Consider the following 14502-nt stretch of genomic DNA (forward strand, 5'->3'; position numbering starts at 1 on the left):
GGCGACCTATTGGGCGGTCCATCCGCCGTCGACGGAAATATGGGTGCCGTTGATCGATTTTGCTGCATCCGAGGCGAGGAACAGGGCAATGGCCGCAACCTCGTCGGTGCCGACGAATTCCTTGGTCGGCTGGAACTTCAGCATGACGTCGCTTTTTACCTCGGCTTCGCTGATGCCGCGGGCCTTGGCCGTGTCGGGAATCTGCTTTTCGACCAGCGGCGTCAGCACGTAGCCGGGGCAGATGGCATTGGCGGTGATGCCGTTTTCGGCTACTTCCAGCGCGACGGTTTTGGTGAGACCCATGATGCCGTGCTTGGCCGCCACATAGGCCGCCTTGAACGGAGAGGCCACGAGGCCGTGCGCCGAGGCGACGTTGATGATGCGGCCCCAGCCCTTGCGTTTCATGTGCGGGATCGCGGCGCGGATCGTGTGGAACGAGCTGGAGAGGTTGATCGCGATGATCTGGTCCCACTTCTCGACCGGAAAGTCCTCGATCTTCTCGACATGCTGGATGCCGGCATTGTTGACGAGGATATCGACGCCGTCGAATTCTTCCACCGCCGTCTGGATGAGATCGGCGATTTCGTGCGGCTTCGTCATGTCGGCCGGATGATAGAGCACGCGGCCCTTGCCGAGGCCGGCGAGCCTTGCCCGGATCGCCTCGATCTCGTCAGCCGGACCGAAGCCGTTGATGACGACATTGGCGTCGTTCTCGGCGAAGGCCGTTGCGATGGCGAGGCCAATGCCGCTGGTGGAGCCGGTCACGACGACACTCTTCATTCTCTCTGTCTCCCTATATGCTGCGTTGCGGTAGCCTACGCCCAAAAACTGCACCATGACAATTGCGTTTTCCGCGCGGTACAGTCCCGCTGAGGGCAAAGCGGAATTTGCGTTTTATTTTCCTTTGACATTCGTTTTGGTCTCGTATTGAAGATTCCGAATGGGCTGGGAGAGGCCATCCGATGGGGAGAAAATGATGGGCGGATATGTTCTCGCGATCGATCAGGGCACGACCTCGAGCCGGGCGATCGTTTTCGACGGCCAGCAGAAGGTGGTTGGCTCCGGCCAGAAGGAATTCACACAGATCTTTCCGCAATCCGGCTGGGTCGAGCACGACCCGGAGGAAATCTGGGAAAGCGTCGTCTGGTCGGTCAAGGCCGCGCTGAAGAAGGCCGATATTAAGGCCTCCGACATTTCCGCCATCGGCATCACGAACCAGCGCGAGACCGTGGTCGTCTGGGAGCGCGAGAGCGGCAAGCCGATCCACAATGCCATCGTCTGGCAGGACCGCCGCACCGCTTCCTATTGTGAGAAACTCAAGCGGCAGGATCTCGAAAAGACCTTCACCCGGAAGACCGGCCTGCTGCTCGACCCCTATTTTTCCGGCACGAAGCTCTCCTGGTTGCTTTCCAACGTGAAGGGGGCCCGGGCGAGGGCCGCCAAGGGCGACCTGTGCTTCGGCACGATCGACACGTTCCTGATCTGGCGGCTGACGGGTGGCAAATCCCATGTGACCGACGCCACCAATGCCAGCCGCACGCTGATGTACAATATCGCGGAGAACGTCTGGGACGACGAGTTGCTCGACATCCTGCGCGTGCCGAAGGCCATGCTGCCGGAGGTGCTCGACTGCGCGGCCGATTTCGGCGTGACGGAAGCAGGCCTATTCGGCGCGGAAATCCCGATCCTCGGCGTTGCCGGCGACCAGCAGGCCGCCACGATCGGCCAGGCTTGCTTCGAGCCGGGCATGATGAAATCCACCTATGGCACCGGGTGTTTTGCGCTGCTTAACACCGGCACGGACATCGTGCGCTCGAAGAACCGGCTGCTGACCACCATCGCCTACCGGCTCGACGGCGAGACGACCTATGCGCTGGAAGGCTCGATCTTCATTGCAGGCGCGGCCGTGCAATGGCTGCGTGACGGGCTGAAGGTCATCAAGGCCGCCTCCGATACCGGCGATCTTGCGGCACAGGCCGACCCGACGCAGAACGTCTATCTCGTACCGGCCTTCACCGGCCTCGGTGCGCCGCACTGGGACCCGGAGGCGCGCGCGGCGATATACGGCATGACGCGCAACACCGGCCCGGCGGAATTTGCCCGCGCGGCGCTGGAGGCCGTCTGCTACCAGACGCGCGACCTGCTCGACGCCATGCAGAAGGACTGGCGCAACAACGGCAAGGAGACGGTGCTGCGGGTCGATGGCGGCATGGTTGCCTCCGACTGGACCATGCAACGCCTCGCCGACATTCTCGATGCGCCCGTCGACCGCCCGACGATCCTGGAGACGACCGCTCTCGGCGCGGCCTGGCTTGCCGGCCAGCGCGCCGGCGTCTGGCTGGACCGCAAGGGCTTTGCCAAATCCTGGGCGCGCGACAGGCGTTTCGAGCCGACGATGGACGAGAAGACCCGCGCAGTGAAGATCAAGGGCTGGAAGGATGCGGTGCGGCGCACGCTGAGCGCGCGATAGCGTATCTCCCCATCCTGTCCTGCTCTTTAGTGCGGGGCTTCCAGATGCTATTGGCTGCGCATGCAACCATCCACGAACATTGTCGCGGGTCGATCATGCGGCGCCTGCACGCTCTGTTGCCGGCTGCCGGAAATCGATCTGTTCGAGAAACCGGCGAACGCCTGGTGCAGGCATTGCATCGAGGGGAAAGGCTGCGCGATCTACGCGGATCGCCCCGCCGTCTGCCGTGACTTCCTCTGTCTCTGGATGACCGACGAGGGGCTGGGGGATGTGTGGGAGCCGTCGCGCTCGCACATGATGATCTACCGGCAGGGGCCGCAGATCACGGTGCTGGTCGATGTCGATCATCCCGATATCTGGCGGAGCGAGCCCTACCATGCGCAATTGCAGGCCTGGGCCGCAGAGGCCGAGCCGGCCGGCGGCTACGTGATCGTCTTCTGGCAGGACGACGTGTTCAAGATCTGATCCGCCCGTTGAAAATATTCCGGTGCGCCCTGTCGGCTGAGACGTTACTTTTACGTCTTTCAACCAAGGGGAGTTCACCATGCTGTATGCCGTTCTTTGTTATGATGCCGAAAGTGTCGTCAACGCCTGGAGCAAGGAACTTGACGACAAGGTGATGGCCGATCTCGGCGCGGTCAACCAGCGCTATGCCGATGCCGGCAAGCTGGGACCCGTCGCGCGGCTGATGCCGACGACGGCGGCCGTCACCGTGCGCAAGGGGGCGACGGACGATATCGTCATGGACGGCCCCTTTGCCGAAACCAAGGAACAATTCCTCGGCTTCTTCGTCCTCCAGGCTGAAACGCTGGAAGAGGCGATCACCTTCGCGCGCGAATTGTCCGCCGCCAATCCGGCGAACGGGACCTATGAAATCCGGCCGTTGCAGTTCTTCAATCCGGGAGTGCCCATTACATGACAGACCTTGCCTGGATCGACCTGGCACTGACTTCGGCACGGCCGCAGGCCATGGGGGCGCTGCTGCGCTATTTCCGTGACCTCGACATGGCGGAGGAGGCTTTTCAGGAAGCCTGCCTGCGCGCGCTGAAGACCTGGCCCGACAAGGGGCCGCCGCGCGATCCGGCAGCCTGGCTCATTTTCGTCGGGCGCAATAGCGGCATCGATCAGGTGCGCAAGCGCGCAAGGCACCAGCCGCTTCCGCCTGAAGAGGTGCTGTCCGATCTCGGGGATGCCGAAAGCGACCTCGCCGACCGGCTGGACGGCGCGCACTACCGCGACGATATCCTGCGCCTGCTTTTCGTCTGCTGCCATCCGGACCTGCCGGCGACGCAGCAGATCGCGCTGGCGCTGCGCATCGTCTCCGGCCTGTCGGTCAAGCAGATCGCCCGGGCCTTCCTCGTCTCGGAAGCGGCGATGGAGCAGCGCATCACCCGGGCGAAAGCAAAGGTCGGCGCGGCCGGCATTGCCTTCGAGACGCCGGACGCCGTAGCGCGGGCCGAAAGGCTCGGCGTGGTTGCCGCGATGATCTATCTCGTCTTCAACGAGGGGTATTCGGCCGGCGTGCCCGAAAAGGCGGATGCACCCTTCTGCGCCGAGGCGATCCGGCTGGCGCGGCTGCTGCTGAAGCTGTTTCCCGCCGAGCCGGAGATCATGGGACTGACGGCGTTGCTGCTTCTCCAGCATTCGCGGCTTGACGCCCGCTTCGATCGGGACGGCCAGATCGTGCTTCTGGAGGATCAGGATCGCGCGCGCTGGAACCGCGACCTGATCGATGAGGCGCTGGTCATGATCGACAAGGCGATCCGCCATCGCGCGCCGGGCCCCTTCCAGATACAGGCGGCGATTGCCGCGCTGCACGCCCGCGCCGTGACGGCGGCGGAAACGGACTGGTTGCAGATCGATCTGCTCTACCAGACGCTCGAACGCATCCAGCCCTCGCCGGTGGTGCGGCTCAACCGCGCCGTTGCGGTTTCCAAGCGGGAGGGGCCGGCGGCGGCGCTGGCGCTGATCGAGCCGCTGGCGGACAAGCTCAACGGCTATTTCTATTTCCACGGAGTGCGCGGCGGGCTTCTCAAGCAGCTTGGCCGCTACCGTGAGGCGCATGAAGCCTTCGACCGCGCCATCGCGCTCGCCACGTCGCCCGCCGAGGCCGCCCATATCCGCCAGCATCTCGACGGCATGCAGCGCGACATGGCGGCGGAAAAATAATCGGCGGGTCTGTCGGATCGGCGGCGGCCCGGGCGTCCTTGTCATGAACCGGCCAATCACACTTACGAGGAGACAGACGATGACCGAGATTGCCGAAATCAAGCCCGCCAGCAACCGCGAACTGGTGCTGACCCGCGTCCTGAACGCCACGCCTGCCCAGCTCTTCAAGGCCTGGACGACGCCGGAACTGATGAAGCAATGGTTCGCGCCGAAACCCTACGAGACGCCGGTCATCGAGATAGAGCCGCGCGACGGCGGCAAGTTCCGCACGGTCATGACCGGCCCGGACGGTTTCCACATGGATTCGACCGGCATCTTCCTGAAGGTCGAGAAGGATCGGCGCATCATCACCACCGATGCCTTCGGCCCCGACTGGAGGCCAACGGAAAAGGCCTTCTTCAGCGCCGAAATCCTCTTCGACGATCTCGGCAACGGCAAGACCCGCTATACCGCCATCGCCCGCCACTGGAGCGTCGAGGATTGCGAGACGCACGAGAAGATGGGGTTCCACGAGGGCTGGGGGCAGGTCGCAACCCAGCTCGAAGCGGTGGCGTCGAAGCTCTGAGCGGCCGCAGGTGGGGACGTTCGATATGCGGTTCCCATCGTCATGTTTGGCGTGGGTGAATAGTGTGGTATGAAGAATTCATACCATCGAGTGGAGGTAAGGATATGGCGCCTGCCGAGAAACGCACATTCAGCCTTCCCCGGGAGCAATCCGACTATATCGACGAACTCGTCGCGAGCGGCACGTTCGCAAGCGGCAGTGAAGTCATTCGCGCCGGGCTAAGGGCGTTACGGGAGCGGGATATCGCGGTCGAACGCTGGCTCACGCAGGATGTCGTTCCTGTCGTGCTTGCCACGCAGGCTGATCCGCAACGCGCAATCCCGTTGAAGGACGTTTTCGACGAGGTTCGCCGGTATCACCAATCGCGGCATGAGACCTGAGCGTGCAACATAGCGTCCATTTCGCACCCGAGGCGCGGGATGACCTTCTGAAACTCTACGACTTCATCGCTGGGCAATCCGGTGCCGCGCGTGCGTTGGCCTATCTCGGGCGGATCGAGGCCTTCTGCCTCGGTTTCGGGCAGTTCCCGCAACGCGGCATCGCCCGGGATGATATTCTGCCGGGATTGCGGCTGGTCGGTTTCGAGAAAAGGGTGACGCTGGCCTTCCACATTGCCGGCGAAAGGGTCGTCTTCGACCGCGTGCTCTATGGAGGGCGGCAGTTTCCGCCCGAAGACGAGGCAACTTAGCGTGCCGTGTTCCTGAACACACTGTTTCCCCACAAGCCCTTTCAAGCCGCCTGCGCCCGCCATATCTCAGGGAAAACCCCTCTCATCTGGAACATCCCATGGAACTTGGTCTCTATACCTTTGCCGATGTCGATCCCAATGCCGCCGACAGGGGGCGGGAAGGCGAGCGGCGCCTGAAGAACCTGCTGGAGGAAATCGAGCTTGCCGATCAGGTCGGGCTCGATGTCTTCGGGCTCGGCGAGCACCACCGGGTCGACTATGCAGCCTCTGCGCCGGCCGTCGTGCTGGCGGCCGCTGCCGCGCGCACGAAAAACATCCGGCTGACCAGCGCGGTGACGGTGCTGTCGTCGGACGATCCGGTGCGTGTGTTCCAGCAGTTCTCGACGGTCGATCTCATTTCGGGCGGCCGGGCGGAGATCATGGCGGGGCGCGGTTCCTTCATCGAGTCCTTCCCGCTCTTCGGCTATGCGCTCGACGACTACGACCAGCTCTTCGAGGAGAAGCTGGACCTGCTGCTTGCCCTCAACGAGAGCGAAACGGTCTCCTGGAACGGCACGATGCGTGCGCCGCTGGCGGGGCTTTCGGTCTATCCGCGCCCGGCGCATGGCAAGTTGCCGATCTGGATCGCCGTCGGCGGTACGCCGCAATCGGTGGCGCGGGCAGGGGCCTACGGCCTGCCGCTGGCGCTTGCCATCATCGGCGGTACGCCGTCGCGCTATGCGCCGCTTTTCGATCTCTACCGTGAGGCGGCGCGCCGTTCGGGGCAGGACGGTGCGAAGTTGAAGACCAGCATCAACGTGCACGGCTTCATCGCCGACACGACGCAGGCCGCCGCCGATGCCTTCTATGGGCCGCAGGCCGAGGTGATGAACCGCATCGGCCGCGAGCGCGGCTGGGGGCCGACGAACCGGGCGCATTTCGACCAGTCGACCGGGCCGGATGGCGCTATTTTCCTTGGCGATCCGGAAACGGTGGCCCGGAAGATCGTCGCGCACCAGAAGATCTTCCGCAACGATCGCTTCCTGTTGCAGATGGCGATCGGACTGATGCCGCATGACCATATTTTGCGCGGCATCGAGCTGTACGGCACCAAGGTCGCGCCGATGGTGCGCGAGATGCTGGCGGAGGCGACGGCTTCCGCCTGACAGCGCGGTGCGGGCATGATAGGACGCCCGGCGAAAGAGAGATGCGATGACCCTCGGAAATGATGAAGACCTGCAAGGCCTGAAGGCGATCGGCCGGATTTGTGCGAACGTGCTGCAGCACATGTCGACGTCCATCCGGCCGGGCATGACGACGGCGGAACTCGACCTGATCGGGCGACGCATGATGGAAGCGGCCGGCGCGCGCTCTGCCCCGGAAAGCTGCTATGCCTTTCCGGGCGCGACGTGCATTTCCATCAACGAGGAAGTGGCGCATGGCATTCCGGGCGAGCGGGTGATCAAGGAAGGCGATCTCATCAACATCGACGTTTCCGCTGAGCTCGACGGCTATTTCGCCGATACCGGTGCTTCCTTCACCGTCGGGCGTCCGGCGCCGGCGGTGGAGCGTCTGTGCCGCGATGGCAAGCGCGCGCTCTGGGTCGGCCTCAAGGAGGTCAAGGCCGGAAAGCCGCTCGCGCAGGTCGGCAATGCCATCGGTGAATTCGCCCGCAAGAATCGCTACACGCTGATCGCCAACCTTGCCAGCCACGGCGTCGGCCGTTCGCTGCACGAGGAGCCGACGGAAATCGCCACCTGGCCCGATCCGCAGGAAAAGCGCAGCATGACGGAAGGCCTCGTCTTCACGGTCGAACCCTTCCTGTCGCTCGGGGCCAACTGGGCAGAGAGCGGCGAAAAGGACGAATGGACGCTCTACAGCGACCCGCGCGCGCCGACGGTGCAGTTCGAGCACACGGTCGTCGCCACGCGCAATGGCCCGCTGGTGGTGACGCTGCCGGGCTGAGCCTTCACCGGGGCTGATCCAAAGATCAAGAAATGTCGTTTGCCGCGATCATGTTGCAGTGCAATGGTCGCGGCATGACGCAACGCATTTTCCTGTCGCGCGAGCCCGTCCGGGCTGCCATTGCCGGTGCGGTCTCCATGGCCGTCGCCATGGGGCTTGGCCGCTTCTTCTATACGCCGGCGCTGCCGGGCATGATGTCGGGCCTCGGGCTGGACGCCGCCGATGCCGGTATCATCGCCGCGGCGAATTTCGCCGGGTACCTCGCCGGCGCTGTGCTTGCCGCCTATGGCTGGGCTGCCGGTCACGAGCGCCGGCTTGCGATCGGCGCGCTGCTCGCGTCCGTGCTTCTGCTCCTTGCCATGGGGCTTCTTTCGGGCGTTGCGGGGCTGTCGGTCGTGCGGTTTTTTGCGGGCCTTGCCAGCGCCTTCGCCATGATCTTCACCACCGGCATCGTGCTGTCCATCGGCCTTCGCCACGGGGATCCGGGCGTGCAACGGGTGCATTTTTCCGGGGTCGGCATCGGCATGGCGGTCTCGGCCCTGCTCGTCTACCTCCTGTCGCTGGTCGACTTCGCGGCCATCGCGGCCTGGCGGGTGGATTGGCTGGCTGGGGCGCTCCTCGGCGCAATCGGCCTTGCCGTCGTCGTCTGGCTGCTGCCGCGACCGGAAGGGCACGCCTCAAGCCTGCGCGAGCCGCCGATCGCCTGGACGCGACCGCTCGCCGCCCTGACGCTGAGCTACGGGCTTTTCGGCATCGGTTATGTCGTCACCGCCACCTTCATCGTCGCCATCGCGCGGGAAGGAGCGGAGAGCCCGCTGCTCGAATGTCTCACCTGGCTCCTGACCGGCATTGCCGCCGCGATCTCTCTGGTCGCGTGGAAACCGGCGGAGCGGCGCTATGGCACAGCCGCCGCCTATCTCGCGGCGATCCTCGTGGAGACGGTGGGCGTGGCGGCGACGGTGCTGCTGCCCTTTCCGTGGTCTGCGCTCGTCGGCGGCGTACTGCTCGGCATCACCTTCATCGTGATAACGGCCTACGGCCTGCAGCTCGGGCGGATGCTGGCGAGCGAAAGCCCGCGCCGGGTATTGGCGCTGATGACGGCGGCCTTCGGGGGCGGGCAGATCATCGGGCCGCTCGGGGCAGGCATCCTTGCGGCGCGCACGGGAAGCTATGTCCTGCCCAGCCTTGCTGCCGCGGGTATCCTGCTTCTTGCCGCAAGCATCACCGCTCTGGGCGGCGCGCTCTCCATTAAATCTCGGTAATCCGGGCGGCCGGCGATTGTTGCGCTGCGCAAACTCCTCTAGGTTCTGCGCGAACCGGCGGCACCGCTGCCCCATGCAAACGAGAGTTTCGCACCTTGTTCCACGCCTTCTTCCCGCAGCCCAAGCTGTTCTTTTCTTCCCTCATTCTCTGGACGCTGCTGGCGATTGCTGTCTGGTACACGGTCGGCGCCGATTTCGGCGCGCTGATCGGTCTGCCGCCGCTGCCCGCCGGCACCGAGCCGCCGGTCGGTCTCGGCTATTTCGTGACGCCGGACAATATCTGGTTCTATCTCTATTTCCTCATCTGCGCCGGCCTCTTCGGCCTGTTCTGGCAGATCAAGGCGAAGGATCATCCCTGGACCAACTGGTCGATCTGGGGCTCGGCCTTCATCATTTTCTCCACCTATTTCAGCGTGCAGGTGTCGCTGGCCATCAACAACTGGCGCCGGCCCTTCGGCGATACGCTGATGGGCGCTTTCAAGGAAAACAGCACGGTTACGGTTGAAAATTTCTTCGACCTGATGCTGATCTTCTGCCAGATCGCCTTCATCAGCGTCTTCGTCTTCGTCGTGACGCGCTTCTTCGTCAGTCACTATGTCTTCCGCTGGCGCACGGCAATGAACAACTATTACATGTCGCTGTGGCCGCGCGTGCGCCACATCGAAGGTGCCTCGCAGCGTGTGCAGGAAGATACGATGCGTTTCGCCACGATCACCGAAGGTCTCGGCGTCAGCCTGATCGATGCAGTGATGACGCTGATCGCCTTTCTGCCGGTGCTCTTTGCACTCTCTGTCCATATCGGGCCGATGCCGTTCATCGGCGAGATACCGCATGCGCTGTTCTGGGCGGCGATCCTCTGGTCGGCCTTCGGCACGTTCCTGCTCGCCTTCGTGGGGATCAAGCTGCCGGGCCTGGAATTCCGCAACCAGCGCGTCGAGGCGGCTTACCGTAAGGAACTCGTCTATGGCGAAGACGACGAGAGCAAGGCCCAGCCGCCGACCGTGCGCGAACTCTTCGACAATGTCCGGATGAACTATTTCCGGCTCTACTTCCACTATCTCTATTTCAACGTTGCCCGCATGTTCTACATCCAGGCGGACAACCTCTTCGTCTATTTCATCCTGGTGCCGACCATCGTCGCCGGCAAGATCACCTACGGTATCCTGCAGCAGATCCTGACGGCATTCGGCCAGGTGTCGAGCTCGTTCCAGTACCTCGTGAATTCCTGGTCGACGATCATCGAGCTTCAGTCGATCTTCAAGCGCCTGAAGGCCTTCGAGGCGGCAATCGAAGGCCAGGAGCTGCCGAGCATCGACAAGCAGTTCATCGAGGTCGGTGGCAACGAGGAACTGGCGCGCTGAGTCAATCGTCGCGGCAGCGAATAACGATCAGAGGGCGGCGCCAGTCGCCTTCTTTTCCCTTGCCAGGATATCCATCGCCTCGGCGTAGCTGACGCAGGCGACATCCGCCTTGCCGCAGGTTTCCGTGAGGAAGCGGTCGAGCGCGCGCCAGTAGGCGCCGGCATTCATCTCGACGAAATGGAAGCCGAGCTGGAGCGGAATGCGCTCGCCGTCATACTGTTTGGTAAAGGCGTCGCGGTAGGCCGTCAGCGTGCTTTCCTCGAAGGCGGCACTCTTCTCCGGCTTCTCCTTGCCCTTGGAATGGCGGACATAGAGATTGTAGTCCATCGCGATGACGGGGCGGTTCGAAGCGCCTTCGGGCACGAGCGGCAGAGCGAAGCGGGCGATCTCTCCGGTGGCGGCGGGCATGGCCGGACCCTTGGAGACGAGGCTGGCGTCATAGGTGAAGCCCTCCGCTTCCAGCGCCTTGACAAGGCCATTGCCAGACGAAAGGTAGGGTGCGCGGAACCCCTTGATGTCCTCGGCGACGAAACGCTGCCAGTCGGCCGGCTCGCGCTCGCCCACGCCGGCATTCTGCCAGCCGTTCTTCAGCGAATCGCGGAAGAAGGCGAATTCGTCCTTCCAGTCCTGCTCGCTCCATTTGCCGCCGTCGAAATGACCGCAGGCATGGCTGCCGATATCGTGGCCCTCGAGCTTGGCCAGCCAGATCTCGCCTAGCCGCAGGATCGTCTCCTCCTTGTCCTGCGAGAAGCCGACATTGGAGCGGCCGCGCTTTTCATGCGGCGCCTGGTACTTGGCGCGCTGGTCCTTGGAAAACAGGAAGGTGCAGGACACGAAATAGGTGAATTTCGCGTCCGTGCGCTTGGCCATGGCGCGGCTCTTTTCCCAGAGCAGGTTGTCATGCGCGCCGTCGAAGGAGACGATGACGAGTTGCTTGCGCTTTGCCGTCCCGATGGCGTCGTCCTTGGCGAGGGCCGGGCCTGCTGCAAGGGCAGCGGCGAGGGGAAGAAGGAAAATCCGAGACGAAAATGAGGACAACATGGACACCCGCGACAATTTGCAAAGGGTCTCTCATCGTTTCCGAATGCGGCAATCCTTTGATCGGACTGGAATTGTTGCGCCGTCACGGATATTCCAGAGGGAACGGCCGTTGGCCGACACATATTCAAGAGGCATTTCCATGACGCTGCTCATCGCCGGTCTCGTTCTGTTCATCGCTACCCACCTTGTGCGGCCCTTCGCACCGGGACTGCGCAACGCCGGCATTGCCGCGCTCGGCAAGCCGGGCTGGATGGCGGTTCACGGCATCGTATCGCTCGCAAGCCTCGCGCTCATCGTCTACGGCTTTATCGATGCGCGCGAGAACAGCGGCCAGATGCTCTACTTCCCGCCGACCTTCATGGCTCATATCGCGCTGACGCTGATGCTGATCGCCTCGATCTGTCTCGTCGCCGGCTTCCTGCCGGCCGGTCATATCCGTGCGAAGCTGAAGTTCCCGCTGCTCGTCGCCATCAAGATCTGGGCTTTGGCGCATCTGCTCGCCAACGGCGAGAGCTATTCGGTGCTGCTCTTCGTGACGATCCTTGCCTGGGCGGTCATCTTGCGCATCTCGCTGAAGAAGCGCATCGCTGCGGGCGAGACGAAACTGCCGGTCTTCGTCTCGGCGAAATACGACCTGATTTCCGTCGTCGTCGGCCTCGCGCTCTATGTCTGGATCGTCTTCAAGCTTCACGAATTGCTGATCGGCGTTCCGCCGCTGCCCTGATACACGAGCTGATCTGACGGCTTTTCGCGCCTGCCCCCTTACAACGACGCCAAAATGGGGTAGAAGGCGCGAACTCCAATCGTCAGCAAGAGCCGGGCAGGGAATGGTACATCAGGACGACAGCTTTATCCGCGAGGTGAACGAGGAACTTCGTTCCGACCAGATGCGTCTGGTCTGGAAGCGTTTCGGACGCATCCTCATCGGCGCCGCCGTGCTGGTCGTTCTCGGCACGATCGGCAAGGTCGGCTACGATTACTGGCGCGACAGCGAGGCCTCTGCCGCAGGCGACAAGTTCCTCGCGGCCCTCACCCTTGCCCGCGATGGCAAGAAGGACGAGGCGCTGGCGGCGCTGACCGACCTCGAGAAGGACGGCTTCGGCTCCTATCCGGTGCTTGCCCGCATGCGCTCCGCCTCGCTTCTGGCCGAGACCGACGCCCAGGGCGCCGTCAATGCCTTCACGGTCATTGCCAAGGATACGTCGGTGCCGCAGGCGCTGCGCGATGCAGCCCGCCTGCGTGCGGCCTATCTTCTGGTCGACACCGGAACCTACGACCAGGTTTCCGCCGAGGCAGAACAGCTGGCGACGCCGCAGAGCGCGATGCGCCATTCGGCCCGCGAGGTCCTCGGCCTTTCCGCCTTTAAGCACGAGGACTATGCGCGCGCCAAGGAATGGTTCGATGCAATCCTCGCCGACAGCGAAACCCCGCGCAACGTCGCCAACCGCGCGCAGATGCTGCTTGACCTGATTTCGGCAAGCGGCAAGCTGTCCTCCTGATTTTTTCGCAGTTCCGGACGGAAAGCCGTTTCACGCTTTTCCCGGAATTGCTTTAGCCGGCCACCGGATCGGAACACGTTATGAGCTTCACCGTCGCCATTGTCGGGCGCCCCAATGTCGGCAAGTCCACCCTGTTCAACAGGCTCGTGGGCAAGAAGCTCGCGCTTGTCGACGACACGCCGGGCGTCACCCGTGACCGCCGCCCGGGCGATGCGCGCCTGATCGACCTGAAATTCCGCATCGTCGATACGGCCGGCCTCGAAGAAGCAGCGCCGGACACGCTGCAGGGCCGCATGCGCGCCCAGACGGAAGCGGCCATTGACGAGGCGGACCTGTCGCTCTTCGTAGTCGATGCCAAGATGGGCCTGACCCCCGTCGACGAAGCGCTTGCCGACATGCTGCGCCGCAAGGGCAAGCCGGTGGTTCTCGTCGCCAACAAGTCCGAAGCCCGCGGCTCCGACGGCGGCTTCTACGATGCCTTCACGCTCGGCCTTGGCGAACCGACGGCGATTTCCGCCGAACACGGCCAGGGCATGCTCGATCTGCGCGATGCGATCGTCGCGGCAATCGGCGAGGACCGTGCCTATCCGGAGGACGACGAGGCCGTCACCGATATCGACGTGCGCGCCGAGGTGGCTGCCGAGGACGAGGACTACGAGCCGGAATATGACGAGACGAAGCCGCTGCGCGTCGCCATCGTCGGCCGTCCGAATGCCGGCAAGTCGACGCTGATCAACCGCTTCCTCGGCGAGGACCGGCTGCTGACCGGGCCTGAGGCCGGCATCACGCGCGATTCGATCTCCGTCGAGTGGGACTGGAAGGGCCGCACGATCAAGATGTTCGACACGGCCGGCATGCGGCGTAAGGCAAAGGTGCAGGAGAAGCTGGAAAAGCTCTCCGTCGCCGATGGCCTGCGCGCTATCCGCTTTGCCGAGACCGTCGTCATCGTCTTCGATTCCACCATCCCCTTCGAGAAGCAGGACCTGCAGATCGTCGACCTCGTGCTGCGCGAAGGCCGCGCCGCCGTTCTCGCTTTCAACAAGTGGGACCTGATCGACGACCCGCAGGCGGCGCTGGCCGAACTGCGCGAAAAGACCGAGCGGCTGCTGCCGCAGGCGCGCGGTATCCGCGCCGTGCCGGTATCGGGTCAGACGGGCCGTGGCCTCGACAAGCTGATGCAGGCCGTCATCGAGACGGACCGCACCTGGAACCGCCGCATCTCCACCGCCAAGCTCAATCGCTGGCTGGATGCGCAGCAGACGCAGCATCCGCCGCCGGCCGTTTCCGGTCGCCGCCTGAAGCTGAAATACATGACGCAGGTGAAGGCTCGTCCGCCGGGCTTCATGATTTCCTGCACGCGCCCCGATGCGTTGCCGGACTCCTATGTCCGCTTCCTGACGAACGGCCTGCGCAACGACTTCAACCTGCCGGGCGTGCCGATCCGCATCCATTTCCGCGCGTCGGAAAATCCGTTCGCCGGACGGGCGAAGAAGAAGCGCTGAT

Annotated in this window: 16 protein-coding genes; 14 read left to right on the forward strand and 2 right to left on the reverse strand. The window is 63.7% G+C overall.

The window, feature by feature from the left end:
• Positions 1–6 precede the first annotated feature (6 nt).
• A complete protein-coding gene (locus WA950_RS01180; protein ID WP_424549837.1) occupies positions 7–780 on the reverse strand; it encodes a 3-hydroxybutyrate dehydrogenase in 774 nt (257 codons plus the stop codon).
• Between the two features lie 196 nt (positions 781–976).
• Here WA950_RS01180 and glpK point away from each other — a divergent pair, with 196 nt between their 5' ends.
• The 11 genes from glpK (at position 977) to sbmA (ending at position 10459) form a co-directional block, all read left to right on the forward strand.
• Positions 977–2470, forward strand: coding sequence for a glycerol kinase GlpK (gene glpK / locus WA950_RS01185; RefSeq protein ID WP_424549838.1), 1494 nt, complete (start codon positions 977–979; stop codon positions 2468–2470).
• Between the two features lie 60 nt (positions 2471–2530).
• Positions 2531–2935 carry a YkgJ family cysteine cluster protein gene (locus WA950_RS01190; RefSeq protein ID WP_424549839.1) on the forward strand — a complete coding sequence of 135 codons (405 nt, stop codon included), beginning with the start codon at positions 2531–2533 and terminating at the stop codon, positions 2933–2935.
• Positions 2936–3014: 79 nt separating this feature from the next.
• Positions 3015–3389, forward strand: coding sequence for a YciI family protein (locus WA950_RS01195; protein ID WP_424549840.1), 375 nt, complete (start codon positions 3015–3017; stop codon positions 3387–3389).
• Positions 3386–4639, forward strand: coding sequence for an RNA polymerase sigma factor (locus WA950_RS01200; RefSeq protein WP_424549841.1), 1254 nt, complete (start codon positions 3386–3388; stop codon positions 4637–4639). Before WA950_RS01195 ends, WA950_RS01200 begins: the two co-directional genes overlap by 4 nt.
• A gap of 79 nt (positions 4640–4718) precedes the next feature.
• Complete coding sequence (locus WA950_RS01205) at positions 4719–5204, forward strand: SRPBCC family protein (RefSeq protein ID WP_424549842.1); 486 nt, start codon at positions 4719–4721, stop codon at positions 5202–5204.
• Between the two features lie 104 nt (positions 5205–5308).
• Positions 5309–5584: a ribbon-helix-helix domain-containing protein gene (locus WA950_RS01210; RefSeq protein WP_424549843.1), complete on the forward strand. Its 276-nt coding sequence runs from the start codon at positions 5309–5311 to the stop codon at positions 5582–5584.
• 2 nt (positions 5585–5586) lie between these two features.
• The gene (locus WA950_RS01215; RefSeq protein ID WP_424549844.1) at positions 5587–5892 is read left to right on the forward strand and encodes a type II toxin-antitoxin system RelE/ParE family toxin; all 306 of its coding nucleotides are present in this window, start codon (positions 5587–5589) and stop codon (positions 5890–5892) included.
• Positions 5893–5990: 98 nt separating this feature from the next.
• Complete coding sequence (locus tag WA950_RS01220; RefSeq protein ID WP_424549845.1) at positions 5991–7037, forward strand: LLM class flavin-dependent oxidoreductase; 1047 nt, start codon at positions 5991–5993, stop codon at positions 7035–7037.
• 46 nt (positions 7038–7083) lie between these two features.
• A complete protein-coding gene (map, locus tag WA950_RS01225) occupies positions 7084–7836 on the forward strand; it encodes a type I methionyl aminopeptidase (RefSeq protein WP_424549846.1) in 753 nt (250 codons plus the stop codon).
• A 74-nt stretch (positions 7837–7910) separates the two neighbouring features.
• Positions 7911–9098 carry a YbfB/YjiJ family MFS transporter gene (locus WA950_RS01230; protein ID WP_424549847.1) on the forward strand — a complete coding sequence of 396 codons (1188 nt, stop codon included), beginning with the start codon at positions 7911–7913 and terminating at the stop codon, positions 9096–9098.
• Positions 9099–9193: 95 nt separating this feature from the next.
• Complete coding sequence (gene sbmA / locus WA950_RS01235) at positions 9194–10459, forward strand: peptide antibiotic transporter SbmA (RefSeq protein WP_424549848.1); 1266 nt, start codon at positions 9194–9196, stop codon at positions 10457–10459.
• Between the two features lie 27 nt (positions 10460–10486).
• On the opposite strand, the gene WA950_RS01240 is transcribed toward sbmA, so the two are convergent.
• Positions 10487–11500 carry a polysaccharide deacetylase gene (locus WA950_RS01240; protein ID WP_424549849.1) on the reverse strand — a complete coding sequence of 338 codons (1014 nt, stop codon included), beginning with the start codon at positions 11498–11500 and terminating at the stop codon, positions 10487–10489.
• A gap of 139 nt (positions 11501–11639) precedes the next feature.
• On the opposite strand from WA950_RS01240, the gene WA950_RS01245 reads away from it, so the two are divergent.
• The 3 genes from WA950_RS01245 to der all read left to right on the forward strand — a co-directional run bounded on the left by WA950_RS01245 (position 11640) and on the right by der (position 14501).
• A complete protein-coding gene (locus WA950_RS01245; protein WP_424549850.1) occupies positions 11640–12224 on the forward strand; it encodes an NnrU family protein in 585 nt (194 codons plus the stop codon).
• Positions 12225–12327: 103 nt separating this feature from the next.
• Positions 12328–12999, forward strand: coding sequence for a tetratricopeptide repeat protein (locus WA950_RS01250; protein WP_424549851.1), 672 nt, complete (start codon positions 12328–12330; stop codon positions 12997–12999).
• A gap of 80 nt (positions 13000–13079) precedes the next feature.
• Positions 13080–14501 (forward strand): ribosome biogenesis GTPase Der, encoded by a 1422-nt coding sequence (gene der, locus WA950_RS01255; RefSeq protein WP_424549852.1) that lies wholly within the window; start codon positions 13080–13082, stop codon positions 14499–14501.
• Position 14502 lies beyond the last annotated feature (1 nt).

This window comes from Shinella sp., from assembly GCF_049651085.1.
GTDB lineage: Bacteria > Pseudomonadota > Alphaproteobacteria > Rhizobiales > Rhizobiaceae > Shinella.